Consider the following 25,953-nt stretch of genomic DNA (forward strand, 5'->3'; position numbering starts at 1 on the left):
TCAACAAGGAGATCACAATGGCACGACGTCGATTTGTCTGGCGCGAGGGGCGGCTGGTGGAGGTCGATCTACATGCGCCCCTGCCTGAACGCAAGGGACCCTATATCATGAGTGACCTAACCCCCTACCGCAACGTGGTTAATGGTGGGGTGATTAGCAGCCGCTCTAGCCACCGTGCTTTTTTGCGGGATAACCAATTGGTGGAAGTGGGCAACGAAACGCCAGCACCACGACACCATGAACTGGAAAGTCCCCGGCAAGCCATTGTGGAGAATATGCACAGATTGGGCATGCTGTAGCGAGCCTTCTGCTGTGGTACGGCTATGGGCACCTGAAGCGCTGTCAGGTGCCCATAAACCCATGGACAAGCAGAGATCACGCTGTTTCTTTGTGTGACGGGAGCAAACAAACGGCGCAAGTTGAGAAGGCTTGTTGGTACAGATAGGTTTGTTAAACGAACGACCGAGCTTATCGCACCAACAAGCCTTACAACGCAACAGAATTGCACCATGCCTTCCACCAAAAAACAGAATTTATTGGCAAGTTTGCGCCTTAAAAAGACTATTATTCATACTTCGGGTTTAAGTACCCTAATATTATTTAGTATGCTTTTCGAGCGTGAAGGTGCTTATCCAAGTAAGATGCGCACTTATGTCGAAGGTAATCAGGGGGGCGTTAAATCCGAATGAGGGTGGGTCCATAAATACGCTTACCAACCAAGCTTACAACAATTTATCCTGTTTAGGCTCTAGCCCACTTTTGCCATTTTTTTTATGAATCATCCACCAAATAACCATAAAAACGGGCTATTTGGCGGATGATTTTTTTTAAAGCCTGAGCATACCAAAAAAATACACTGGCCGCTTCGCCTCGGCCCGCAGGTTATGGGCAACCTTTCGTGCCCTGTTTGCCATAAGCTTGAGTCATTCGCCGCAATCGAAGAGAAGGCGGCCTTACAGATTCCATAAAGCAGGGTCCATGCTGTTAAAGCGGGTAATGGATTGGGCTGGTTTGTCAGGATTGCCCTGCTTGAGCAGATAGTAATCCTGCTCATAGATATTCCAGCGGCACAAATCAATGGGCGTCACCTCCGAAGCGTTGATGGTGCCAACGATTTTGGCCCTCTCCAGCGCGGCAGCCACCAGTTCTGAGCAGAAAAATCGACTAAAATCCTCACGATTATAGCCAGGACCATGCAGGCCAAAGGGTAGCTCGTCCATGGCATCCACCGCAGATTGAACCGCTTGAGGAAAATCATACGGCTTTTTAAGTTTGGCTTGCTGGAACAGAAAATTATAAAAAGCTTTATGATTTTCCGGGTTTTCCGTTAATTTTGCTTGAATTGGTAACCACCAAATATCCCCTTCATACTCATCCAAACGCTCCGATAAAAGCGAAATGCTTACCCCGCTAAAACCACGGATTGTGGCGGATTCAATAATCTGGTTAAAAAATTTGCCGCTCTCGATCTCCATCACCTGGGTTTGTAAAACTACCCCAACGTGGGAAACCCCTGAACGGGTGGCAAGCTTGATCACCTCAGAAAAATGGCCTTTACCGGAAAAGGCGATGACATCCCCAGCCTTCATAAGTGGACGTGCCTGAGCATAGGAGAGGGTCTTCATGGCCATGGTTATGCCCCTTTCATAGAGAACGAGAGAGTCGGTCTGGTAGGGTTGATGACAACCAGATTGCAAACCATTATAATCAATTAAAAGAATATATAAACCTTGATTTAAGCGACTGGCGGCATTTATGAGGGAGTATGGCAGATTTTATTCTTTGTTTGGCATGCTTTATAAGAAAATGATAATAAATAGGGCGTAGGGTCTTAGATCAGGGGGGGTGTTAAGACCAGAGGGGCGCATCATGCCCGCCCCTCTGGTCTCAATAGCCAGCTTAACCCATGGCAACATCGCGGCGGGCAGAAACGATGGTGATGGTAAATCCCCCAACCACATCCACAAAAGCAATCAGGGTCAGGATAAGAAAGACCGGGTGCCCCGCCATAGGGATCATTAAAAAGAGACCAAGATGGGCCACAAAGGAGAGCATAGAGACCATATGGTCGATTACGGAGCTCATGCTGCTGCTGGTGGATTTTACCATCTCAATAAACAGCATCACGATAGCGACCATGATAAAAATGTCGCCATTGGTCAAAGAGATGCTGGCTCCTGAGAGCAGTTGAAACGATTTGACCAGTGCCACCATGGCCTCATCGGCATGACCCCCATAGCCAAAATGGACCACGCCAAAATAGATCGCCATCATAAACAGGTGTAGGGGGAGGGTGCGGAAGATACCCATTGTCTCTCCTTGCTAAACGTCTGCGGTGGGGCTGCGCGAGGCTAGCCCGTACGGTGTGCTATTAAAGATCGTGTTTCAGGGTGCTGCAATAAACATGCTCACTGTCCCTATTGCTCTGTCTGAACCCCGCAGTGGTTGCTCAGAATAAACTTTTTTTGGCTGTGATGGTTGCAAAGTGGCTTTTGGCTCCCCATATAGGGCCTTGAACGTGATGCATAACAGCCCTAGGCCCCGTGGCCGTGGGAAATAAACAGGGAGATTTTAGCCCATGAGTGCCGCTACCGAGACGGAAGTCCGCGAGTTTCAAACCGAAGTGAGTCAGTTGCTGGATCTAATGATCCACGCCCTGTACAGCAATAAAGAGATCTTTCTACGGGAATTGATCTCCAATGCCTCCGATGCCAACGATAAGCTGCGTTTCGCCGGGCTCTCTGATGATAGCCTGTTTGAAGGAGATAGCGAGCTAACCATCAAATTGGAATTTGATAAAGAGGCTGGCACCTTCTCCATCATGGATAATGGTATCGGTATGAGCCGTGATGAGGTGATCTCCAACATTGGTACCATCGCCAAATCGGGTACCAAGGAGTTTTTTAAATCACTCACCGGTGATCAGCAGCGTGATGCCCACCTGATTGGTCAATTTGGGGTCGGTTTTTACTCCAGCTTTATTGTGGCAGACAAAGTAACTTTGGAGACCCGTAAAGCTGGGGCTGGCGCTGAGCAAGGGGTGCGTTGGATCTCGGCGGGTGATGGCAGCTACACCTTGGAAAATATGGAAAAAGCCGAGCGTGGTACCCGTATTACCCTGCATATGCGCGAGGATGAAAAAGAGTTTCTGGATGCGTGGCGTCTGCGCTCGATTGTGCGTAAATTTTCTGACCATGTGACGTGGCCGGTGAAAATGCTCGAAGAGCTGCCACCCGCCCCACCTGCAAAAGAGGGCGAAGAGCCCGAGCCCCCTAAAACCCCAGAGTGGGAGACGGTCAATAAAGCCAGTGCGCTGTGGACGCTCTCGAAAAATGACATCACGGAAGATGAGTATAAAGAGTTCTACAAACATGTGGGTCACGATTTTGAAGACCCCATGGAGTGGGTACATGCGCGTATGGAAGGGCGTATGGAGTATACCCTGTTGCTCTACATCCCGGGTCGTGCTCCCTTTGATCTGTGGGATCGGGATCGTCGCGGTGGGCTGAAGCTGTTTGTGCGGCGTGTCTTCATCATGGATACCAGTGAAGAGCTGCTGCCCCGCTACCTGCGCTTTGTGCGGGGTGTGATTGATTCCGCCGATCTACCCCTGAATGTCTCGCGCGAAATATTGCAGCAGAACCGTCAGGTCGAGGCGATTAAAAAGGGCTTGGTCCATAAAGTTTTGGGTATGCTCGAAGAGATGCTCAAAAATGATCCTGAAAAATATGCCACCTTCTGGAAAGAGTTTGGCATGGTGCTCAAAGAGGGCATGATCGAAGATTTTGCCAACAAAGAGCGCATCGCCAAACTGTGCCGCTTTAGCACCACCCATGACGGTGAGCGGGTGCCAAAAATCGCCCTAGCGGACTATGTGGAGCGCATGAAAGAGGGGCAGGAGGCGATCTATTATGTAACCGGCGAGAGCTTTGAAGCCTGCTCATCTAGCCCCCACTTGGAGATCTTCCGTAAAAAAGGCATTGAGGTGCTGCTGCTTTCAGACCGGGTTGATGAGTGGACCGTTACTCATTTGACCGAGTTTGACGGCAAGCCTTTACAGGCCATCACCAAGGGTGAGTTGGATCTCTCCAAATTTGCAGGTGGTGAAGAAGAAGCCAAAGATGAAGAGGCTGAAAAAGCGCAGGAAGAGGCGCTTAAGCCGATCACCGAGCGGATGGCTAAAGTACTGGAAGGTCAGGTTAAAGAGGTGCGATTAAGTCACCGTTTGACTGAATCCCCCGCCTGTCTGGTGGGGGATGCGCACGATATGAGCGCCACCCTGGAGCGCTTGCTCAAGGAGGCCGGTCAAGAGGTGCCCACCGCTAAGCGTATTTTGGAGATCAACCCCAGCCATGCCCTGCTCAAGCGTCTAGCCGATGAGGCTGACGAAGAGAAGTTTGGCGAGTTGACCCATGTGTTGCACGATCAAGCGCTGCTCGCGGAGGGGGGGCAACTGAAAGATCCCAGTCAGTTTGTCAAACGTCTAAATAAGTTGTTGATGGGTTAAGCTTCGCAGCGTTTGAGCTTAGCAGATAAAGGGGGGCCACTCTAAGGGTAGCCCCCCTTTTTTAAGGCTATTGCGCATGGTTGGCGGGATCTATGGTTTAGCGCCGCCATGCCGTCCATGCCCACCACGCCCAAGCGAGCATGAGGCTTAAACCACCCAAAGGGGTTAGCTTAGCGAGCAGCTCAAAGGCGGGATTTAGCGCCCGCAGATAGATGACTCCGCAAAACAGCACAACCCCCAACACCATCAGCCAACCAATGAATGGCCGCCGCTTCACCCCGCTGCTTGCTGGATGCCAAAGATCCAGGGCGATAAGTGCCAGAGCATGGTACCACTGGTATTGTAGCGCAAGGGCCACCCCCTCCCAGCGGTCAATCGTAAGCAACTCTGGGCGCAGGGCGTGGTGGGCATAGGCCCCAAACAGCGCCGCTGTCAGGGCTAATAGTGCACCAATAACCATAAAAGGGCGGGCAGGCAGCATGGGTTTTATCACCTTGTTAGAGCTTCACGGGAGCGAAAAGCCGTAGGCGCATTCAAACCCAAATAGGGAAATCTGGCAACCCTTGAGAGGATGTCTCATCAAGCTAGGCCAAAATCGGGCAGATCGACTAGGGCTACGGCTTCGCCGAATGTTTTGGGGTAAGCTGCTTAGTTTATGGGGGTGGTGATTGCCGATCTGGCTTTGCGGAATGGGATCAGATATAGTCTAGGGCGTGTCGATAGAGAAAAATCACCACGCAAAAGATCATCACCGCCTCTGGCGGTGCTATTATTGGAGGTCGTTTTGAACGAGACGTCGAAACAGGAATCTTTGGATAACCTGCCTATCGAAGCGGGGCACTTTCAACAGCTTATTGAACGAATTGAGCGGTTGGAAGAAGAAAAAAAGGGCATTGCTGAAGCGGTACGGGATATCTATCAAGAGGCAAAAAGTCTGGGATATGATCCCAAAGTTATGCGCCAAGTGATCAAAATTCGAAAAATGGATAGCCACGAACTGGATGAACAAGAGGCGCTGTTGCACCTCTATTTGCAGGCGCTGGGCATGCGTTAACATGCAGCGTCGAGAGCGAGGTGAACATCGCTCTTTTCCACTCTGGCCGGGAACATTGGGGCCAATGGGTTTCTCTCAACCCGAATAAGGTGTGGTGCTGTGACCTATCTACGTGAAAAAAATGGTTTTTTATTGCCATGTTGGTTGGCGCGTTAATGATCTGGGTGATGCCTCTGCCCGAGGGTCTGACGGAACAGGGGCGCATCGTTTTGACGATGACCGTGGTGGCAACCACGCTGTTTGTCACCGAACCGGTGCCGTTGCCTACGGTGGCATTGCTCATTGTGGTGGGGCAGGTGCTGCTGTTGAAGCACAACTCTTCTGACGTGGCCCGCACCCTGATGAGCGATTCGGTGCTCTTTATCATGGGCTCGTTAATGCTGGCCGTGGCGGTGGTAAAACAGAAGCTGGATAAACGTATCGCCCTGTTTATCATACGCTTTACAGGCACAAAAACCTCGCGAATCGCCTTTGGTATCTCGGTTATGTCGGGTTTGTTGGCCTCGTTTGTGGGCGAGCACACGGTGGCGGCGATGATGCTGCCGGTGGGGATTGCCCTGATCACGTTGACCTCGGACGACCCAGCCAAGGTGCGCAACTTGGCCGCTGTGTTGCTCTTCTCCATCGCCTACGGCTGTTCCGTGGCGGGTGTGGGTACGCCGTCGGGTGGGGCGCGAAACGCGATTATGATCGGCTATTGGAGTGATTTCTATGGCATCGTTATCGACTATGTTAAATGGATGCTCTATGCCTACCCCATGTTTTTGTTGCAACTACCCTTTGTCACCATGATCCTGCTCTTTACCTTCCGTCCAGAGTTTGACGATCTCACCCCTGCGGTGGAAAAGTTGAAAGCTCAGGTCGAAGCCGAGGGGCCTTTAAAACAGCGCCACTTTGTCTCGATTGCGCTCTTTTTTCTTATCCTTTACGGTTGGGTGGGGCTCTCTGAAGGGGTGGGTATGGGCACCATCGCCGTACTGGGTGCCTCGGCCTTTTTGGTGGGGGGCTTGGTTAAGTGGGAAGATCTAAATAATGGTGTAAACTGGGGCGTGGTACTGCTCTATGCAGCGGCCATCTCCTTGGGTGTGCAGATGAAAGATAGTGGCGCCGCGGAGTGGGTCGCGACCAGCTTTTTGGAGATGTTAACCCCCTTCGGGGCGGACAAAGGCATGGGGCTGTGGTTGGCGGTGTCGGCCCTGACCACCGGCGTGACCAATACCATGTCCAATGGTGCGGCGGTGGCGGTGCTGGGGCCTATTGTGCTGAATATGGCAGCGGCTGCCCAAGAGAGCCCCGTGGTGATTGGCTTTATTACCGCCATCTCGTCGGCCTTTGCCTATTTGACGGTGGTGGGTACCCCCGCTTGTACCATCGTCTATGCGTCAGGCTACCTGAAAACATCCGATTTTCTTAATGTTGGTTGGCGAATGGCGGTTATGTCCACACTCTTGATGCTGCTGTTTGCCTCGCTCTATTGGCCGCTAATTGGCGTTTGAGCCGCAAGGAGAAGAGCATGACGCACAGTTTAAATGTGATTGAGCGGAGCGGTGCCGATCGTTTCCGTATTTTGGTCTGCATTGATGGGTCGGACGATGCCTACCGTGGATTGCGCTATGCCGCCAAATTGGGACATGGGGTGGATAGTGATATTACCCTGCTCTATGTGCGCCCCATCGACCAAGGGCTGAATAGTGGTGGATTGCAGGTGCGTGTGGCGCGGGATAACATGTTGGATTGGGGGCTGGACCTGCCCGGTATGCGCTGGCTGAAAAAGGGTTATGAAATTTTGATGGAGATGGGTGAGATGTCCAGCGACTGGGAAACCAGTCAAACCACCCGTGAATCCCATGGTGACCCCGCCGGTGAAAACACCCTCAGCTTTCGCCATGAGAGTGGCAAGGTCATTCATCTGCGCTTGAAAGTGGCTTATAGTATTGAAGGGGGCATCTTGGATGAGCAGGAAGAGGGGCAATATAACCTGATTATCCTGGGTGCTAGTGGACCCCGTGGTACCATGGAAAAAGTACTGGGGCCAACCCCTGTGGCGATGAAGGTGGCCATTCATGCCAAGTGCTCGGTGATTTTGGCCCGTGGTCTGGAAGAGGGGCATGGTCACCTGATATGCACCAATGGCTCACCGCGCTCCCTGGATATGGTGCGCAATGACGCCGTGCTGGCCAGCCGCTGTAACTGCCCCGTCTCCCTGTTGTCGGTTTGTCCAGATGAAGCAGGACGGAGTGAAGCGCAAGCTGGATTAAATCTGGCGATTGAGGCGCTTACCGAGCTTGGTATTGAGCCCAGAGAGGTGATTACCCGAGTGGGGGATCCCGCTTATGAAATTGTGGCACAAAGTGAAGGTTACTCGTTGGTGGTGATGTCAGCCACCGCCACGGGGGCGCTTAAACGGTTTTTTGTGGGTGGGGTGGCGGTCAGTGTGCTGCAACACAGCAAAGGCTCGGTTATGGTGGTTCGATGAGCCGCCCTTTTAGATGAATGGATGCAACGCGCAGGAGCTACTGCGCGTTTTTTTTCGGGGTTGTCATGTATCGCTATTTTGCCACGACGGCACGCGGATTGGAGCCTGCACTGGCTGCGGAATTAAAACGGATGGGTGCCAAAAGTGTGCGTCCAGCCTCCGCAGGGGTGGGGTTTGAGGGAGATCTAGAGATCGGACTGCGCGCCTGTCTGTGGTCCCGTGTGGCGACACGCATCATTTTGTCCCTGAAAAAAATTGATGTCTCGACCCCCGAAGCGCTCTATGCCTCGGTATTGGAGATCCCCTGGGAGGATCATCTCGACGCAGAGGGGACACTGTCGGTGGATTGTATTGGTACCAACGATACCATTCGCCACACCAATTTTGGCGGGCAAAAGCTTAAAGATGCCGTGGTGGACCGTATTCGGGATAAAAAAGGTAGCCGCCCCAGTGTGGCAAGAGAGCGCCCCGACCTGCGTATTAACCTGGGCATTCGGGGCAATGAGGGGCGAGTGGGCATTGATCTCTCGGGCGAGGGGTTGCATCGGCGGGGCTATCGACTGAGAACCGGCGATGCCCCGCTCAAAGAAAATTTGGCCGCTGCACTGCTCTATTTTGCCGGCTGGGAAGAGCAGGCGCGTCTGGGGGCTCCCTTTGTGGACCCCATGTGTGGCTCGGGAACCCTGCCGATTGAAGCCGCTATGATGGCTGGGGATATCGCGCCGGGCTCGCTGCGGCGCTATTTTGGTTTTCGCCGCTGGCGGGGGGCGTCAGGTATTGCAGAGCTCTGGCAACGCCTAGCGGATGAGTCCATTGAGCGCCAAAACCAAGCCAAAATGCCCATCATCGAGGCGGGTGACAGCGATGCGAATATGGTGCACATCGCCCAAGCAAATATTGAAGAGGCCGAGCTAGAGGGGCACATACGCCTGCACCAGCGTGATGTCGCGGCTTGGCAAAAGGGGGCTGATTGGCCTGATAGGCCCGGTGTGCTGGTGACCAACCCCCCCTATGGGGAGCGATTGGGTGAGGTGGTGGAGCTTAAAGGGCTGTTTGCCAAACTGGGTATGCTGCTTAATGGTCCGCTGCTGGGATGGCGTTCGGGGGTGTTGATGGGGGATGTGCTGTGGCAGAGTGCGATGGGTTTGCCCCAGCAGGGGCAACGCATGGACCTGAACAATGGTCCGATCCCCTGCGCCTACATCCTGCATGGCACCGAGCCTAAACCCCAGGCTGCTAAGGGGGCGCCAGCGCCTAAACCGGGGTTACAGCAGGGGGTGGTCTCCCCCGAAAATGCCCAAATGTTTGCCAACCGACTGAAAAAAAATCAGAAGCGCTTGAAAAAATGGGTGACCCGTGAAAACGTGCGCTGCTACCGCCTCTATGATGCCGATATGCCCGAATATGCACTGGCGGTGGATCGCTATGAAGAGTGGGTGGTGGTGCAGGAGTATCAAGCCCCCAGTTCGATCCCCGATGCCGATGCTCACCGACGTCTCCAGGATGCCTGCTCCGTGCTGCCAGAGGTGTTGGGGGTCCCCCCCGAGCGGGTGGTGGTCAAACAGCGCAAACGGCAGAAGGGCTATAACCAGTATGATAAAATGGCCAATCGTGGTCAAAAGGTACTGGTGGCCGAACAGGGGCTCAATTTTGAGGTCAACCTTACCGACTATCTGGATACCGGATTGTTCCCCGATCATGCCCCCATGCGTCGGCGCATCCAGCAAGAGGCCGCCAATCGGCGCTTTTTAAACCTGTTTTGCTATACAGGTACAGCCACTGTGCATGCGGCCGCAGGCGGGGCACTGACCACCACCAGTGTGGATCTTTCCAACACCTATCTGGAGTGGGCTCAGCGTAACATGGAGCTCAATGGATTTAAGGGAGAACACCAACACCGTTTTATCAAAGCCAACTGTATGCAGTGGATCGCCACAACCGACCAGACCTTTGACCTGATTTTTTTAGACCCACCAACCTTTTCAAACTCTAAAAGTATGCTGGAGAGCTTTGATATTCAACGGGATCAAGTTACGTTGATCGGTGGCGTGGCCCGCTTGCTTAATCCAGATGGCGTGCTCTATTTTTCCACCAACCGGAAAAAATTTAAGTTGGAACAGGATCTGTTGTCGGCGCAAAACCTGCATATGGAGGAAATTACCCAGCAAACCTTGGATCCCGATTTCCACAGGGAGCCGCCGATTCATCGCTGCTGGCGTATTACGTGTGCATAAAGTTATGTAACGGTCATAAAGCGGTCATTTAACAAGGTTAAAATAGACCGACTCGGGCGAAAGTTCACCCATTTGTGTGAAAACGGTTTCCAAACCTGTTATGATTGGGTATCTTTCGAGTTAAACGTTTTCTTTTCCTCAATTCTCCCATTGTTTTGTGGAAAAATAACAGGCAAGATCCACGTTTTTCCTGGATTTGGTTACGGAGGAGGTTCCGGTGTCTGATACGCAAATGTTCCGTCTGGTTACCCGGAGCGATTTTGATGGTCTGGTTTGTGCGGTCATCTTGAAAGAGTTGGACATGATCGACGAGATCAAATTTGTCCACCCCAAAGATATGCAGGATGGTAAAATTGAAATCACTGGCCGGGATATCACCACCAACCTTCCCTATGTGGAAGGGGTTCATTTAGCCTTTGATCACCACGCGTCCGAGTTGATCCGTCGGGGTGATGCCGCGCCAGACAATCATATTATCGACCCCCATGCGCCCTCGGCTGCACGGGTTGTCTATAAATATTTCGGCGGAACCGAAAGAATGCCGCGCATCTCCCATGAGCTGATGACCGCGGTGGACAAAGGTGACGCTGCCATGTTCACCGAGGATGAAGTGCTGCATCCTCGTGGTTGGGATCTGCTCAACTTTCTCATGGATGCCCGTACCGGTTTGGGGCGCTTCCGCTCGTTCCGCATCTCTAACTACCAGTTGATGATGCACCTGATCGATTATTGCCGCGATCATACCATCGAAGAGATCCTGCAAGTTGAGGATGTCAAAGAGCGGGTTGATCTCTACTTTGAGCATGAAGAAAAGTTTAAAGATCAAATCCGCCGTTGCTCGACCGTCTATGATAACTTGGTGGTGTTGGATCTGCGGGATGAAGAGACCATCTTTGCGGGTAACCGCTTTATGATCTACGCGCTCTACCCAGAGACCAACATCTCTATTCACGTACTCTGGGGATACCAGCGTCAAAACACCGTGTTTGCCATTGGTAAATCCATTATCAACCGTACTTCTAACACCCACGTGGGCGAGCTGGCGCTGAAGTATGCTGGTGGTGGTCACCGTAATGCAGGCACCTGTCAGGTGGCCAATGATAGCTGTGACGAGACCTTAAAAGAGATTATTGCCCAAATTACCAATGATGGCTAATAAGGCTTAAGATCTGCACAAAAAAAGCCCGGCCTCCGTAAGAGGCCGGGCTTTTTTTGTGGCTCGGTTGAGCAGAACAGGTTATGCAGACATAGGCCCGTGCAGCCAGCCGTGCATTTCATCTTCAATCATCTTTTCCAATGCGTCTACCCAGTAGGGCTCGTCATTGAGGCAAGGAATATAGTTAAAATGGCTGCCCCCTGCCTTGAGAAAGGTTTGTCGGCCTGTTTCAGAGATCTCTTCCAAGGTCTCTAAACAGTCGGCGGCAAATCCTGGGCACATCACTGTCAGCTTTTTAATACCCTGACTGGGTAAAGTTTTAAAGAGCATATCGGTGTTGGGTTCCAACCAAGGCTCGCTACCAAAGCGGGATTGATAGCTCATCATCCACTGATCGTGGCGCAGATCCAACTCTTCTGTAAGCAGCAGGGTGGTGGTCTGACAGTGGTTTTCATAGGGGTCGCCCTCATCCACATGGCGTTTGGGTAGGCCATGGTAAGAGAGCAATAGGCGATGATCCGGCTCACTCAGGTCAACACCCTCTAGGCTGGCAACCAAGGCGTCAATATAGGCATCCTGAGCATAATAGGGGGTCATCACCCGCAGGGTGGGCATAAGGCGGTGGATGTGCATGGGGCGCATCACCTCATCCATCACCGAGGCGACCGTGGCACCGGCATATTGGGGAAAGAGTGGCACGATTAACAGTCTGCGTACCCCTTCGCGCACCAGTGAGCCGACTTTACAACGCAACCCTGGATTACCATAGCGCATGGCAAAATCCACACGCACGCCGCTGCTGTGGCGTCCCTGAAAGCGGCGGGCCATCTCCTGTTGCAATGCGCGAGTGTAGTGGAGTAGGGGGGAGGTTTTATCATCCCGCCAGATTTTTTTGTAAAGCTTGGCGCTTTTACTGGGGCGTGAGCGCAAAATAATACCGTGCAATAAAGGCCACCAGAGCAGACGATTCATGTCCACCACGCGGCGGTCACTTAAAAATTGACGCAGATAGCGGCGCACGGCCTCTTCAGTCGGTTGATCGGGGGTGCCAAGTTGCACCAAAAGAATGGCTGTCTCAGCTTGGGCCATGGGCTTGCGGCTCCTTTAACGGTGGGGCCATAGATTCACCCTGACAGGGTGATCGATTTTTATTATCGTTATGGAATATCACAATTTAACATCGGTTAAGAAGGTGGGATCGTGGGGCCCACCGTGAGATTTTAGCAATCATATATACCGCTAGCGGCCTGTTGGAGCAAAGGGAAAAGCCATCTTGGTATCGGGTCGCATGGATGTTATGAATGGGGGGGTAGATTGATTAAAATGAGCCAACCGTAGGAAGCTGTAGGGATTATCTGCTTGCACCGACAAAGATAATCGCCTTTAATCGTGCCGTTTGTGGAACCAATTTTTCCGCAGCTTGCCGAAGCATGGCAAGCATTGCGGTTTTTCCCTGGGTAAAATCCCCAGCCTGGATAACTAGGCTGGAGGCCCCCACGTGAGGATATGATATGGAACAGAATAGTAAGACTGCTGAAAATATGGATGCTCAAACCTATCCCCTGCCCAAAAAGCAGCAGGTGGACCGGGTTAAGCACGTCATCGCTGTCTACAGTGCCAAGGGCGGCGTGGGTAAATCTACACTGTCGGTCAACTTGGCTTTTGCGCTGCAACGGTTGGGTTACAAGGTCGGCCTGTTGGATGCCGATATCTATGGACCGAGTATACCGACCATGCTGGGGGTTAATGAGCGTCCTGAACCGGATGTCATGGGGCGTATTAAGCCGGTCATGGCCCATAAAATGCCCATTATGTCGATCGGTTTTATGGTGGAAGATGAGCAACCGCTGGTGTGGCGTGGCCCGGTATTGTTTCAGGTGTTGCAACAGTTTTTTCACGAAGTGCGCTGGACTGGCTATGACGAAATGCTGGACTATCTGATTATTGATCTTCCCCCAGGTACGGGGGATATTCAGCTCTCTATGGCTCAGCAGGTCGAGGTGACAGGGTCGGTGATTGTAACCACCCCGCAGGATGTCGCTTTGCAAGATGTGCGTCGGGGTATCTCTCTCTTCAATATTGCCCACGTGCCCATTTTGGGGGTTGTGGAAAATATGAGCTATTTCCGCTGTGGTCATTGTGGTGAGCGCACCGATATCTTCTCCACAGGAGGGGCGCAGTCGGTGGCCGATAAGAGCGGCGTGCCGTTGTTGGGTGAGGTGCCTTTGGTACCGGCTATCCGCGAGTGTGGGGACAATGGCCTGCCAATCGTACTGGAGCAGCCTGAGTCTGAGCATGCCAAGCGCTACATGGAGATTGCGGAAAAATTGGTGGCACGGGTTGTTGCTCAGGAGTCTGCTGAAGCATCTGCTTAATATGCTCCATAAGTGTGGAGGGTAGCTCTATGGTGGGGCTACCCTCCGCGTCTCCCTAACGCCGAGGCTGCCATGCCCTATCGCATCCCCCGTCTGTTTATCTCCGCTACCCGTAAAAGCTCTGGCAAGACTTTTATTGCTGTTGGTTTAACCGCAGCATTGAGCGCCCGTGGTTTGGTGGTGCAGCCGTTCAAAAAAGGTCCTGATTATATTGATCCCCGCTGGCATAGCCTGGCCGCAGGTCGCGAGTGTCGTAATCTGGACGATTTTATCATGGGTCGGCCAAAGGTGTTGACCAGCTTTGTGGCCCATGCCCAAGGTGCCGATGTGGCGATTATCGAGGGCAACCTCGGCCTGTTTGACGGACAGGATCTGGAGGGGTCTGACAGCAGTGCAGCGTTGGCTAAAGCGTTGGGTGCGCCAGTCTTGCTGGTGGTGGATTGTAAACATCTGGCCCGCAGTGTGGCCCCGCTGGTGTGTGGGCATCTGCATTTTCCGGGTGGGGAGACCATTGTTGGTATCATTCTTAACAATGTGGCCACCCCGCGACAGGAAAAGCGTCTGAGAGAGGCCATTGAACGGTTCTGTCCCATTCCTATTCTGGGGGCGATTCCCCGTTCGGCGGAGATCATGATTGATGAGCGCCATCTGGGTTTGGTCCCCGCCAATGAAAAACAGGGGGCTCCCCATACCGTTGAGACCATGGGCCGCATGATGGAGAGCCATCTGGATCTGGATCGTCTGGTTGCGTTGGCGGCAACCGCAACCCCGTTGGCGTTGCCGGACAATCCTCCTGCACTGGCCAGTAAAGCCCCCTTGGTGGGGGGGCGTCCTGTACGGGTGGGTTATGCAGCCGATCAAGCTTTCTCCTTCTATTACCCGGATAATTTGGAGGCGCTGCGGCAAAATGGGGTGGAGTTAGTGCCCTTCAGCTTATTAGACGAGCAGCCTTTGCCCCAGGTGGATGGCCTCTACATTGGAGGTGGGTTTCCTGAAATGTTTATGGAGCACCTTCAGCAAAATCGCGCTACCTTGGAGACCATTCGAACCCGTAGTGAACTGGGTATGCCGATCTATGCGGAGTGCGGAGGTTTGATGGTGCTGAGCCAGCGTCTTATCTGGGCCGGTAAGCGGGTAGAACTGGCCGGAGCGCTGCCCATTGAGATCACCATGCACCCTAAACCCCAAGGTTACGGCTATATGAAAATTCATGGTACGGGGGCGCTGCCGTGGCCACCGGTGGATCAAGAGATCTGCTGCCACGAATTTCACTATTCCAAGGTCTCTAAATTGGGTGAGGGTGTGCGCTTTGCCTATCAGGTTACGCGGGGAAGTGGGGTGGATGGTTGGCATGATGGCATTCTTTACCATAATATCTTTGCCTCTTACGCACACATTCACGTAGAAGGTGCGCCAGAATGGGCGCCATTTTTGGCCCGTTTTTGGAGAGAGCGCGGTAGCTTTTCGCAACCCTAACAAAAATGGCCCCATACAACGCGCTAACCCGGATTTTTCATGAATCCCAGACGCTCTCGCTTGGTCTTTGAATTTTAATGGATTTTTAACGTTTGAAGATATCAATAAATATCTCGTGCGCGCTAAAAAATCTTTTAAATTCCAAATCTCTACGCGATCATCGAAGGGATTCATGAAATATCCGGGGTAAAGGGTAGGCGTTGCCCGTATGTGTTCGATGTGATGCGCCCTATCAGCAGAATGCATGGACTTTTTCGAAACATTGGTTCACAATGTCGCGCAAGTTCTGGGCTGCTTGTCGGCAAATAATCCTGTTTTGCTGGGTTTAGTAGCTTGGGTTAAGAGGAAAAAAAGCGTGGCAACTCCATGCAACGACCTCGTACATGAATGGGGAACTTTTTTACCCTACCGAATATCATCATCCCGTGATATGCTAATATTCGGACGTTCTATTACGGGTCTTTCTGGAGAAAATCCCCTCCCTTGGAGGTGGCGCAAGCAGTCGAATGCGCCATTTTTTATGTGGGGTGCCATTTTTAACAGTGGGCTGCTTGTTAACAATGGTAGGCGTCCATATTCCTCGTTAACGTAGATGGAGGACGGAATAATATGAAATTTGCGGTATTAGTCTACGAGGGCCCGTACAATCACGAGGCGTCCGACAGCGCATACAATTTTGTGACGGCTGCGCTGGAGAAAGGTCATGAGTGCCGGGGTATCTTTTTCTATCACGATGGTGTCTACAACGTCACCAAGTTGATGGAACCCCCACAAGATGACCGACACATCGCCAATCGTTGGTCACAACTGGGCTCCAAGGGTATCGACATCGTCGTTTGCATCGCTGCGGCCAAGCGTCGCGGCATCGTGGATTCGGTGTTGGTGGATAACGTGCGCATCTCGGGTCTTGGTCAGCTGACCATGATGGCTATCGAGGCCGACAAAATGGTTGTGTTCGGTGACTGATCAGGGAGGCGACAATGTCTGACGATATCAAGAAAATCATGTTTACCGTGCGTAATGCCCCACACGGTACGATCTATGTCTATGAGGGGCTAGAAGTCAAATTGATCATGGCTGCATACGATGCGGACATCTCAGTCGTCTTTATGGATGACGGCGTGTTTGCACTGCGTGCTGGGCAAGATACCAAAGAGTTGGGCATCAAAGGTTTTGAAGCCACCTATGGCGTCATGGTCGACTATGAGATTGAAAAGGTCTTTGTGGACCGCAAGTCCATGGAAGATCGCGGCATGACCGAAGACGACCTGCTCATTATCGGCGAGGACGAAGATACGGAAGAGCCCATTCGCCCCAAAGTGGTGGATTCTGAAGAGATCGCTCGCATGATGGCTGAGCAACACAATATTCTCCCCTACTAATTCGGCGAGGAGATCGAACATGCTGCATATGGTAAATAAATCACCCTTTCAAAATGGTGGTCTGGATAGTTGTTTGCGCTTTGCGTCAGCGGGCGATTGCATCTTGTTGATGGAAGATGCCGCTTTTGCGGCGGCCACTGGCACGGCGAAAAGTGCAGAGGTGGAAGCGGCTTGTAAAAAGTTTAAAGTCTATGCTCTAAGCGCGGATATTAAAGCCCGCGCGGTCAAGAGTGTGATTGAGGGTATTGAAGTGATCGACTATGCCGGTTTTGTCGATCTGGTGGACCAGAACAAGACTCACTCTTGGCTGTAATGGGATCATCCCACACGCCGCACTTATCCTGCGGCGTGTGGGAACCGTTTTAAAGACCGTTCCATGTCTTAGATACCTGAGATTTTAGGTGTTGTGGGTGGAGCGGTTTTTAATGCCGTTTGGATCAAAAGGGATGGCCTCTCATTGGTGTCTGCGCATGGACCCACCCCTGCATAAGGAGACAGAACGTGGTTTGGTTCCGATCGTTCATCATAGCACTGGCCCTAGCCATGGGAGTGGTGGCTGTCAGCGCCCCTGCTTCCGCCGAACAGGGCTACCGCATGCATGGCCCCATCAAGCTGCAAAAAGCAGTGGGTGAAGCCTGTATCCGGGACACCGCCGATATGGCGCGTAACCATATGAAGTTGATGAAGCATAAGCGGGTGGAAACGGTCCGTGAAGGGATGCGTAACCCCCCAGAGAGTATTCTTAGTTGTGCCAACTGTCACACCAGTCATGAACAGTTTTGTGACCAGTGTCACAACTATGTTGGGGTCAAACCTGACTGTTTTACGTGTCATATCTTTCCCTGATGTAGTCGGGGCTTGTTAGCGCCTGTTTGGCAGCTTGAAGACGATGGAACTGGACTTTCACTGTACATTTGCAGCGTGATGATGTGCAAAAAAACGGGTTGAGTACCATTTTCCAACAACAGACAAGTTTAAAGCGGGCTCTCAGTCTATAATCTGCGGTGTGGTTCTAAACACATCGCCAGACGGACCAATAGGAACGGAACCATGACGATGGATAGAAGAACGGTTCTCGGCCTAGGCGGCGCCATGGCCGTCGGGGCTATGGTGGCTCCCGGAATGCGTCTTATCGCAGCCCCCATGCAAAAGGGTGCCAATGCCGGCGCCCGTTGGGCTATGCTCATTGACCTGAGCAAGTGCAGCGAGGATTGCACCGACTGCACGACGGCCTGTGCGACAGAGAATAACATTCCTCAAATTGAGGATCAGTCGCGCCAAATCCAATACATTCGCAAAATTACCATCACGGATAAAACAGGTAAAAAGCCTCAGCAGAGTCTGCCGGTTTTGTGTAACCATTGCGAAAACCCCCCCTGTGTGGATGTCTGCCCTACCAACGCTTCATTTATTCGTAAAGATGGCTTGGTGTTGGTGGATAAGCACCGCTGCATTGGTTGTCGCTACTGTATGATCGCGTGTCCTTATAAAGCGCGTTCCTTGGTTTATCACGAAAATACCACCCCTAAAGATCAGCTTAATCGTGAGGTGCCCATTCGCGCCAAGGGTGTGGTGGAAAAGTGCAGCTTCTGCGTACACCGTATTGACAAAGGTGAGATCCCTGCTTGTGTTGAGGCGTGCGGCAAGAAGAGTGGGGCCATGTTATTTGGTGATATCAATGACCCTAAATCGGAAATTGCCCAAAAGCTGGCTCAAGTAACCAGCAAAACCATTCGTGATGATCTGGGTCTCAAACCCCACGTTCATTACACGAACCTTTAAGGGAGTAAGCTCAGATGATTAGTAAGTTTACCTCCATTCAGGGCAAATCCCGTGAATATTACACCCTGTTGCTCAGCTTAATGGGCTTGGCAGGGGTTGGGATTTTAACCTTCTTCTACATTGAAATTAACGGTCACGGTGTGACCGGTATGAACAATCAGGTGGTTTGGGGCCTGCCGCACATCTTTGCCATCTCTCTGTTGGTTATGGCATCTGGGGCGCTAAACTTGGCCTCTATGGCCACCGTGTTTGCGCATAACCATTATAAACAGTTCCGTCGTTTTTCTGCCTTCTTGGCGATCGCCTTGTTGGTTGGAGGCCTAATGGTGCTGGTGTTGGATCTGGGACGGCCAGACCGTATGTTGCTGACCATGGTGCACATGAACTTTAAGTCCATGTTTACCTGGAACGTGTTTCTTTACTCCGGTTTTGTGCTGCTCTGCTTTTTCTACCTGTGGGCGATGATGAGCAATGAAAAGTATGTTAAGCTCTCTGGTAGTGCCGCCTTTGCTGGGCGGGTGATCTTGACCACAGGGACAGGTTCGATCTTTGGCGTCATCCATGCTCGCGAGGTGTTTCATTCCGCCATCACCGCGCCGACCTTTATTGCGGTTTCGCTGACCTCTGGTACCGCGATTTGTGCACTGTTGCTGGTTTATACCTACCGCAAAACCCAACGTCAACTGGATGATAAGTTGATCTACGGTTTGCGTAATATGCTGCTTTTTTTCACCCTCATGGTCTTTTATCTCATGGCGGTAGAAAAATTCACCAAGGGTTATAGTCCCTCGTTTTATGAAGTCGAGACTTGGTTGCTGACAGGTCCTTGGGCTTGGTTGTACTGGGGTGGCATTGTGCTGATCGGTCTATTGACCCCACTGTTTATTCTTTCTCACAAAACATGGGGTAAGGATATTAACGGTATCATGGTCGCCTCGGTGGCTGCCATTGTGGGTGAAGTCTCTTATGTGGCGCATACTCTGCTCGCGGGTCAGACCTATCCGTTTAACCCTTTTCCTGGCTACTCTGTAAGCAGCACTTTTCAAGATGGTGCCGTGGGTAGTTATGTTCCTGCCATGCCAGAACTGTTGCTGGGATTGGGGGGGGTTGGGGTGGCCGGTATGATCTATCTGCTGGGGATTAAATTTTTCCGGCTGTTACCTAAAAAAGCTGAGGCTCCAGAAAGCTGGTTGCCCTGGAGCCCATAAAACCATAACCGCAGCATTGAAAAAAGCTCTCCCTAAAGGAGAGCTTTTTTTTCGCTTTTTCATAGCGAAAGCCCTATTTTTTTGTAACAATGATACTATTAAAAATTAAGCGGCAGATGCGGCTAAAATAGCGCTGGGGCAAACGGTTTATGCAATAAAAACGCGATCGTCTGCGCTCAACAAAGCCTTGCATTGCGTGCGTGCCTTTGTGTGGTACGGCGACTACAGCGAGGGTTTACGTGTGTGGCGTGTGTGGTTTTATATCGGGCTTGGAACATACTATGGTGACACCTGTGGTGGATAAACATACGCTAGAGCAGAATGGGCGAACACCCCTGGTGATGGTGGTGGACGACGATACGGCGATTCAAACGTTGCTCTGCCACTTTATGAAAAAAATTGGCTGGTCCTATGTGACCGCGATGCATGGCCAAGAGGCGATTGATCTTATCCCCAAGTGTCAGCCTGATGTCATTTTGATGGATGCTAAAATGCCCGTCTTAGATGGTTTTGAGGCTTGCAAACGCATTAAAGAAAACCCAGTTACAGCCCACATCCAGGTACTGATCATCACCAGCCTTGAAGATGATGAATCCATTAACCATGCTTACGAGGTGGGCGCATCGGACTATGTGCCCAAGCCAATACATTGGGTGAGCCTGCAAAACCGTGTGCAGTTTCTCTATAAAATGATGGTGGCTGAGCGCCAGTTAATGTTGACGGCCAAGGTGTTTGAAAATACCACAGAAGGCATTGTGGTCACCGATAGCACAGCGTGCATTACCAATGTAAACCCCTCCTTTGAAGCCATTACGGGATATGATCGCGGCAGTGTGCTGGGACAAAATATAAGCATTTTGCAGTCAGGCCGGCATGACCGGCGCTTTTACGGTAAAATGTGGCAAACCCTGCTTACCGCCGGTAAGTGGCAGGGGGAAGTGTGGAACCGCCGAAAAAATGGGGAAATATATCCGCAGTGGGTCAATATCAGTGCCATTCGTACCGGGGATGGCCAAACCGAAAGCTATGTGGGGGTGTTCACCGATTTAACCCGCATTAAGGAGTCAGAAGAAAATCTGCTCTACCTGTCAGGTCACGACGCACTCACCGAACTGCCCAATCGACTGCTCTTTCATGACCGACTTAACCAAACCCTGGTAGAGTCGGCAGATAGTGGCAGTATTGTCGCTGTGCTCATTGTGGATTTGGACCGTTTTAAGGTTATTAACGACTCTATGGGACATGAGGTTGGGGATAGCTTGCTGTGTGAGGTGGCAACTCGTCTGCGCGCGATATGTCCGGCTAAGGCGACGTTGGCCCGTTTGGGGGGGGATGAATTCGGCATTGTGCTGCCTAACATGACCCAAAACCGGGATGCCGCCCTGTTAGCTCAAGAGGTGCTAACCCGTGTCGCACAGCCCATTACCATAAGCGAAGTGGAGTTTGCGGTTGGTGCCAGTATTGGCATGACGGTCTATCCCTTGGATGGCGAAAAGCCCAGCGTGCTCATGCGTAATGCTGAGTCAGCCATGTACCACGCCAAACAGAGTGGGCGGAATAATTTTCAATTCTACCGTTCTGAACTCAACACGGCTTCTTTGGCGCGTATCCTCTTGGAAAGCGGTCTACGCAATGCGGTGGACCGACAAGAGTTTTTGCTTTTTTATCAGCCTCAAATGGAGCTTGCTACTGGTAAATTGATTGGAATGGAAGCCTTGATCCGCTGGCAGCATCCCGAGCAAGGCATGGTCTCTCCCGGTGAATTTATTCCCCTTGCGGAAGAGACTGGCTTGGTTATCCCCATGGGGCAGTGGGCGCTTAAAGAGGCGTGTCGCCAAAGTAAAGTATGGATGGATCAGACGGGGGTGCCTTTGCGTATTTCGGTTAACCTGTCGGGTATTCAATTTAGATTGCCAGATTTTACCGAAATGGTCATGCGTACCGTGGGGGAATCTGGACTGCCGCCTCACTGCTTGGAGTTGGAACTTACCGAATCCATCGCCATGGGCGATGTCGAAGAGACTCTGGAAAAATTAACCATCCTCTCTCGTTTTGGGGTACTGCTGGCCATTGATGATTTTGGTACAGGTTTTTCCTCGTTGAGTTATTTGAAAAAATTTCCGATTGATACCTTGAAAATTGATCAATCGTTCGTTCGCAATTGCACCAGGGATCCTGAGGATGCAGCCATTATTCGCGCCTTTATTAATTTGGCCCACAGTCTTAACCTAGAGGTCATTGCCGAAGGGGTGGAGCACCTGGAACAGTTGGAATTTCTGGCCCAGGAGTCTTGTGATGAGATCCAGGGCTATTTTTATGGCCGTCCTTTGAGTGGGGATAAATTTGAGATGTTTATGCTGGACGCCTTTGCCAAAAAGGCACAGCCACAAACCCTACTCTGAGAGAGGCAGCCATTGGTCTACCGTTGATTTGAACGGTTATACAAGGGCTTAGTTTTTTGGTCATAAGCGAATGCTTGCTTGTGCTGTTCGGTACACGTTTTATCTTGCCCCGATCATCGCCTTTTTTTCCCTCTGCATGCCATTGAGTTTCTCCATGTCCATACCTGAGCTGTTAGCCCCTGCGGGCACCATGAAGAGTTTACATTATGCGCTGGCCTATGGGGCTGATGCGGTTTATGTGGGGTTGCCGCGTTATAGCCTGCGGGTGCGGGAGAATGAATTTGATGTGGCTGGTTTGCAGGAGGCGCTACATATTACCCGCGCGGCGCAAAAAAAACTCTATGTCGCGTGTAATATTGTCGCCCGCGACAGCAAAATAGATACCTTTTTTAAAGATATGGAACCTGTGCTGGCGATGCAACCGGATGCTTTAATTGTCTCTGATCCCGGCATTATCCATATGGTTAGGCAGCGGTGGCCCAATCAGGTGCTGCACCTGTCGGTGCAGGCCAATGTGGTGAATTCTGAAGCGGTAAAATTTTGGTCAGCGGTGGGTATTGCCCGCATTATCCTCTCCCGCGAACTCTCCATTGAGGAAATGGCGGTTATTCGCCAACGCTGCCCGGATGTGGAGTTGGAGGCTTTTATTCATGGGGCGCTCTGTGTGGCCTACTCCGGGCGCTGTTTGCTGTCTGGCTATATGAGCCACCGAGATCCCAACCAAGGTGCCTGTACCAATGCCTGTCGCTGGTCCTATACGGCTAAGCCCGCCCAACAGACCGTGGAGGGGCATATTATTCCCATCCAAGCACCGGCTCCACTCTACTTAATAGAGGAGCAGTACCGCCCAGATGAGTGGATGGTGATGGAAGAGGATGAGCATGGTACCTATGTGTTCAACTCCAAAGATTTGCGTGCTATCCGCCATGTGGAGGCGCTGGCCCATATGGGCATGGACTCTCTCAAAATTGAGGGTCGCACCAAATCGTTTTTTTATGTTGCGCGCACGGTGCAGGTCTATCGTATGGCGCTGGACGCCGCCGCGCGGGGGGAAGCCTTTGATCCCAATTGGTTGTTGGCTCTGGATGATCTGGCCAACCGAGGCTATACCGAGGGATTTTATGACCGCCACGCTCCAGCCGAACTGCAAAACTATGAGACCGGCAGCACCCAGAACAGCCAGCAGTTTATAGGTGAAATCGTGGGGCAAGATGCAGGCCGCTTGCGGGTCGATGTCAAAAACCGCTTTCGGGTGGGGGAAGAGATTGAGTTGATGACCCCGGCGGGCAACCATCGCTTTATCTTGGGCGGCATGCAAAAACGTGATGGTACCGCCATGGAGGTTGCGCCGGGCTCTGGCCACGAGGTGCTGATACCCATACCCGCCGCGCTCAACTTAACCGATAACCACGCCATGTTGTTGGTGCGTTGCGCCTAGCCCGGATATTTCATGAAATATCCGGGCTAGGTTAATAAGGGGGGGTAGGGGGCAGTGTGGTTGGGTCGTCGTTGGGGGCAAATACCCTTTTTGAACAGGTAGGATAAACTGAGAGATCTCCATGGAACCACATGTTGAAAACCCCACTTCATGGTTACAGCAAGAGCGCATGTTGTATGCTCAGCTGGCCCATAATCCCAATGATGGGCAGGTCTGCCTGCGTTTAGGGCAAGGTTATCTCCAGCAGCAGCTTTGGTGGGGAGCGCTGTTTTTTTTGGATCGCGCTCTACAGATTGAGCCTGAGCGGTTGGCTGTGCACGATGCCTTGGGTCGGCTCTATGTGGCGCGTGGTGAGTGGTCTAAAGCGATCGAACATTTTACGCAGGCCATTCGGCTTGATGGGGGGCGCACCCCCACCCATTGGGGTAATCGGGCCTTCTGTTATGGGCAGCTCAAGACCTATGGGTTGGCTGCGGCGGACTATCGCCGGGTGGTCGAGCGTGATCCTGCCATGGGGGGGGCTTTGGCTGAAAGTTTGTTGCAGCAGGCCCAGCATGAATTTGCCCAGGAACACTTTGTTGAGGCGGCGGTTCTGTTGACCGAGGCGCAATGTTACCGGCCAAACCATATGAAAACCCTTCTGCTTCAGGCAAGAGCTTGGTTGAAAAGTGGCGATTTGGCCAAGGCCGCCACCGGCTATGGGCGATTGTTGGAGCTAAACCCCAATCTGCCTGAAGTGCATCACACGTTGGGCACCATTTTGGCTCAGGATAAAGCCCATGCCCAACAGGCCGCTCACCATCTGCGCCAAGCCGTAGCGTTGACGCATGGCGAGAGCCGGGCCCTGCTCAATCTGGCGACGCACTTACTGAGCAATATGGATGAAGATTTTCTGGATGAATCGGTGACGCTACTGCGGCAGGCTCAGGAGCAATGGCCTGATGATGCCCTGGTGCGTTACAGCTTGGGCTGTGCGCTGCTACTACAAGGGGCGTTTACCGAGGGGTGGGCATTGTATGAGTCCCGTTTTGCGGCTGCTGCTGCCACGCATACCCATCACTACATGGAAGCCTCTCCCCCCACGCAACCGCTGTGGCAGGGTGAGCCCCTACAGGGTAAAACCTTATTGCTGGTCGGTGAGCAGGGCTTTGGTGACCAGTTGCAGATGGCCCGTTTGATCGAGCCGCTGAAAAAGCGCTATGGTTGCCGTGTGCAGATGGTAACTCACCCGAGCTTGATGACTCTGTTTGAACAGATACCCACTCTGGAACGGGTGTGGCAGCTTGGTGAGCCGCCACAGTCTGGCTATGACTACTGGTTGCCGATCATGAGTCTGCCACACCGTTTGGGCATCACATTGCCGAACATTCCGGGGCGTCTGCCCTATCTTAACGCGACACGTTCAGCGGTTAAGGGTTGGCAGGGCCAGTTAAAAAAAATGAAGGGCCTTAAAGTCGGTCTGGTGTGGACCGGTAATCCGCTGCATATGAAGGCAATGCATAGGCGGGTACCCTTTGAGGCGCTGACTGCATGGGGTGAAATAGAAGGGATTCATTTTATCTCCCTGCAAAAAGATCCTATGGCTGGGGATGAGCAGCATCCCCTATGGCAAAAGATGCATCACTTTGAAGCGCAACTCACGGATTTTCATGCCACAGCAGCCTTGATCAAGAATCTGGATTTAGTGATTACCGTGGACACAGCGGTGGCCCACTTGGCTGGCGGGTTAGGGGTACCGGTTTGGATGATGCTCCCTTGCAAAACCGATTTTCGTTGGATGCAGCAGCGTGAGGATTCGCCCTGGTATCCAAGCATGCGGCTTTTTAGGGGGCGCTCTTTTGAGAATCCCTGGCCCAAGGTGATCGAGGCGGTCGCGGTTGCCCTGCGTAATGCAACGGGCAAGCGTTGAATTAGCGGCTTTTATGGTGGTGATGCTCCAGCCAATAAGGGCGTTGGCGGACATATCATAGTGGTTGATGGCGGCCCCGCAACATGCCCTCTTGGAAGGCAATATCGCTTTGCGGATCTTGATGTTGCCAGCGTTGCAGAAGCGCCATAGGTAGCAGCCTGACTTGGGCCGCCTGTTCGGCGATTAGGGCAGAACCCAAGTGATGGGTTTCGTCGAACATGGCGCGCAGGCCCACCAGCACGCCGGGTCCAGCCTTGGAGACCCGTACCAATCCACTGAGTGTAGGGCGGTAGACTCCACGGTCGCTGGAGCACGCTGCGAGACATCCTCTCCAGCCAGTGCCGGATTGACGCTTCATTGCGACGACCCGATGGGCATTCCATGCCGGTGCGCAAAGCCACCAGACCCGAGCCTGAACATCAGAAAATCTTCCATGCGCTTGGAATCCATGCAAACCCAGGTGGGGTGAAAAAGATGGTCATCTGAGCACATTTTCCAAAGAATGCACAGTTTGTCGTGCCACTCGAAAAAAATACACATCGTAAGGTTCTGTA

General features: G+C 52.2%; 23 protein-coding genes and 1 pseudogene. 19 read left to right on the plus strand and 5 right to left on the minus strand.

The features are described from left to right. The first annotated feature begins 17 nt into the window (after positions 1-17). The gene (locus MMC1_RS08625) at positions 18-299 is read left to right on the plus strand and encodes a hypothetical protein (protein WP_011713348.1); all 282 of its coding nucleotides are present in this window, start codon (positions 18-20) and stop codon (positions 297-299) included. A gap of 654 nt (positions 300-953) precedes the next feature. Here the strand turns inward: MMC1_RS08625 and MMC1_RS08630 are convergent. Both MMC1_RS08630 and MMC1_RS08635 read right to left on the minus strand, forming a co-directional pair. Continuing rightward, complete coding sequence (locus MMC1_RS08630; RefSeq protein ID WP_011713349.1) at positions 954-1,631, minus strand: hypothetical protein; 678 nt, start codon at positions 1,629-1,631, stop codon at positions 954-956. Positions 1,632-1,899: 268 nt separating this feature from the next. Then, positions 1,900-2,310 (minus strand): hypothetical protein, encoded by a 411-nt coding sequence (locus MMC1_RS08635; protein ID WP_011713350.1) that lies wholly within the window; start codon positions 2,308-2,310, stop codon positions 1,900-1,902. 268 nt (positions 2,311-2,578) lie between these two features. On the opposite strand from MMC1_RS08635, the gene htpG reads away from it, so the two are divergent. Further along, the gene (htpG, locus tag MMC1_RS08640) at positions 2,579-4,507 is read left to right on the plus strand and encodes a molecular chaperone HtpG (RefSeq protein WP_011713351.1); all 1,929 of its coding nucleotides are present in this window, start codon (positions 2,579-2,581) and stop codon (positions 4,505-4,507) included. Positions 4,508-4,604: 97 nt separating this feature from the next. Here the strand turns inward: htpG and MMC1_RS08645 are convergent, their stop codons facing one another. Beyond that, the gene (locus MMC1_RS08645; RefSeq protein WP_011713352.1) at positions 4,605-4,988 is read right to left on the minus strand and encodes a DUF423 domain-containing protein; all 384 of its coding nucleotides are present in this window, start codon (positions 4,986-4,988) and stop codon (positions 4,605-4,607) included. 303 nt (positions 4,989-5,291) lie between these two features. Here MMC1_RS08645 and MMC1_RS08650 point away from each other — a divergent pair, with 303 nt between their 5' ends. The 5 genes from MMC1_RS08650 to MMC1_RS08670 all read left to right on the plus strand — a co-directional run bounded on the left by MMC1_RS08650 (position 5,292) and on the right by MMC1_RS08670 (position 11,427). Continuing rightward, positions 5,292-5,561 (plus strand): DUF2312 domain-containing protein, encoded by a 270-nt coding sequence (locus MMC1_RS08650; protein ID WP_049757825.1) that lies wholly within the window; start codon positions 5,292-5,294, stop codon positions 5,559-5,561. Positions 5,562-5,692: 131 nt separating this feature from the next. After that, entirely contained in the window at positions 5,693-7,057 is a 1,365-nt protein-coding gene (locus tag MMC1_RS08655; protein ID WP_265101300.1) for an SLC13 family permease, read from the plus strand. A gap of 17 nt (positions 7,058-7,074) precedes the next feature. After that, the gene (locus MMC1_RS08660) at positions 7,075-8,037 is read left to right on the plus strand and encodes a universal stress protein (protein ID WP_011713355.1); all 963 of its coding nucleotides are present in this window, start codon (positions 7,075-7,077) and stop codon (positions 8,035-8,037) included. Positions 8,038-8,102: 65 nt separating this feature from the next. Further along, complete coding sequence (gene rlmKL, locus MMC1_RS08665) at positions 8,103-10,271, plus strand: bifunctional 23S rRNA (guanine(2069)-N(7))-methyltransferase RlmK/23S rRNA (guanine(2445)-N(2))-methyltransferase RlmL (protein WP_011713356.1); 2,169 nt, start codon at positions 8,103-8,105, stop codon at positions 10,269-10,271. Between the two features lie 217 nt (positions 10,272-10,488). Next, positions 10,489-11,427, plus strand: coding sequence for an exopolyphosphatase (locus MMC1_RS08670; protein WP_011713357.1), 939 nt, complete (start codon positions 10,489-10,491; stop codon positions 11,425-11,427). An 81-nt stretch (positions 11,428-11,508) separates the two neighbouring features. On the opposite strand, the gene hemH is transcribed toward MMC1_RS08670, so the two are convergent. Further along, positions 11,509-12,516 (minus strand): ferrochelatase, encoded by a 1,008-nt coding sequence (gene hemH / locus MMC1_RS08675; RefSeq protein ID WP_011713358.1) that lies wholly within the window; start codon positions 12,514-12,516, stop codon positions 11,509-11,511. 422 nt (positions 12,517-12,938) lie between these two features. Here hemH and MMC1_RS08680 point away from each other — a divergent pair, with 422 nt between their 5' ends. The 11 genes from MMC1_RS08680 to MMC1_RS19920 all read left to right on the plus strand — a co-directional run bounded on the left by MMC1_RS08680 (position 12,939) and on the right by MMC1_RS19920 (position 25,399). Beyond that, the gene (locus MMC1_RS08680) at positions 12,939-13,802 is read left to right on the plus strand and encodes an Mrp/NBP35 family ATP-binding protein (RefSeq protein WP_011713359.1); all 864 of its coding nucleotides are present in this window, start codon (positions 12,939-12,941) and stop codon (positions 13,800-13,802) included. 72 nt (positions 13,803-13,874) lie between these two features. Further along, the gene (locus MMC1_RS08685) at positions 13,875-15,278 is read left to right on the plus strand and encodes a cobyrinic acid a,c-diamide synthase CobB (protein WP_011713360.1); all 1,404 of its coding nucleotides are present in this window, start codon (positions 13,875-13,877) and stop codon (positions 15,276-15,278) included. A 609-nt stretch (positions 15,279-15,887) separates the two neighbouring features. After that, positions 15,888-16,244, plus strand: coding sequence for a sulfurtransferase complex subunit TusD (tusD, locus tag MMC1_RS08690; RefSeq protein WP_011713361.1), 357 nt, complete (start codon positions 15,888-15,890; stop codon positions 16,242-16,244). 14 nt (positions 16,245-16,258) lie between these two features. Then, on the plus strand, positions 16,259-16,660 hold the full coding sequence (locus MMC1_RS08695) for a DsrE family protein (protein WP_011713362.1): 402 nt from the start codon (positions 16,259-16,261) through the stop codon (positions 16,658-16,660). 19 nt (positions 16,661-16,679) lie between these two features. Then, positions 16,680-16,973, plus strand: a complete 294-nt coding sequence (tusB, locus tag MMC1_RS08700) for a sulfurtransferase complex subunit TusB (RefSeq protein ID WP_011713363.1) — start codon at positions 16,680-16,682, stop codon at positions 16,971-16,973. 188 nt (positions 16,974-17,161) lie between these two features. Continuing rightward, positions 17,162-17,506: a hypothetical protein gene (locus MMC1_RS08705; RefSeq protein ID WP_011713364.1), complete on the plus strand. Its 345-nt coding sequence runs from the start codon at positions 17,162-17,164 to the stop codon at positions 17,504-17,506. Positions 17,507-17,710: 204 nt separating this feature from the next. Further along, positions 17,711-18,442, plus strand: a complete 732-nt coding sequence (gene dsrO, locus MMC1_RS08710) for a sulfate reduction electron transfer complex DsrMKJOP subunit DsrO (RefSeq protein ID WP_011713365.1) — start codon at positions 17,711-17,713, stop codon at positions 18,440-18,442. 14 nt (positions 18,443-18,456) lie between these two features. Next, positions 18,457-19,650 carry an NrfD/PsrC family molybdoenzyme membrane anchor subunit gene (gene nrfD, locus MMC1_RS08715; RefSeq protein ID WP_011713366.1) on the plus strand — a complete coding sequence of 398 codons (1,194 nt, stop codon included), beginning with the start codon at positions 18,457-18,459 and terminating at the stop codon, positions 19,648-19,650. Between the two features lie 281 nt (positions 19,651-19,931). Beyond that, positions 19,932-22,052 (plus strand): two-component system response regulator, encoded by a 2,121-nt coding sequence (locus MMC1_RS08720; protein WP_049757646.1) that lies wholly within the window; start codon positions 19,932-19,934, stop codon positions 22,050-22,052. A 154-nt stretch (positions 22,053-22,206) separates the two neighbouring features. Beyond that, positions 22,207-23,490: a prephenate-dependent tRNA uridine(34) hydroxylase TrhP gene (gene trhP / locus MMC1_RS08725; protein ID WP_041641067.1), complete on the plus strand. Its 1,284-nt coding sequence runs from the start codon at positions 22,207-22,209 to the stop codon at positions 23,488-23,490. Positions 23,491-23,611: 121 nt separating this feature from the next. Further along, positions 23,612-25,399, plus strand: a complete 1,788-nt coding sequence (locus tag MMC1_RS19920) for a tetratricopeptide repeat protein (RefSeq protein ID WP_011713369.1) — start codon at positions 23,612-23,614, stop codon at positions 25,397-25,399. 55 nt (positions 25,400-25,454) lie between these two features. On the opposite strand, the gene MMC1_RS21630 is transcribed toward MMC1_RS19920, so the two are convergent. Next, on the minus strand, positions 25,455-25,757 hold the full coding sequence (locus tag MMC1_RS21630; RefSeq protein WP_011713370.1) for a cyclic nucleotide-binding domain-containing protein: 303 nt from the start codon (positions 25,755-25,757) through the stop codon (positions 25,455-25,457). On the opposite strand from MMC1_RS21630, the pseudogene MMC1_RS22585 reads away from it, so the two are divergent. After that, positions 25,694-25,885, plus strand: a pseudogene (locus MMC1_RS22585) (IS1634 family transposase); the annotation flags it as partial. The gene MMC1_RS21630 and the pseudogene MMC1_RS22585 sit on opposite strands and share 64 nt — an antisense overlap. Positions 25,886-25,953 lie beyond the last annotated feature (68 nt).

Source organism: Magnetococcus marinus MC-1 (genome assembly GCF_000014865.1).
Classification (GTDB): domain Bacteria; phylum Pseudomonadota; class Magnetococcia; order Magnetococcales; family Magnetococcaceae; genus Magnetococcus; species Magnetococcus marinus.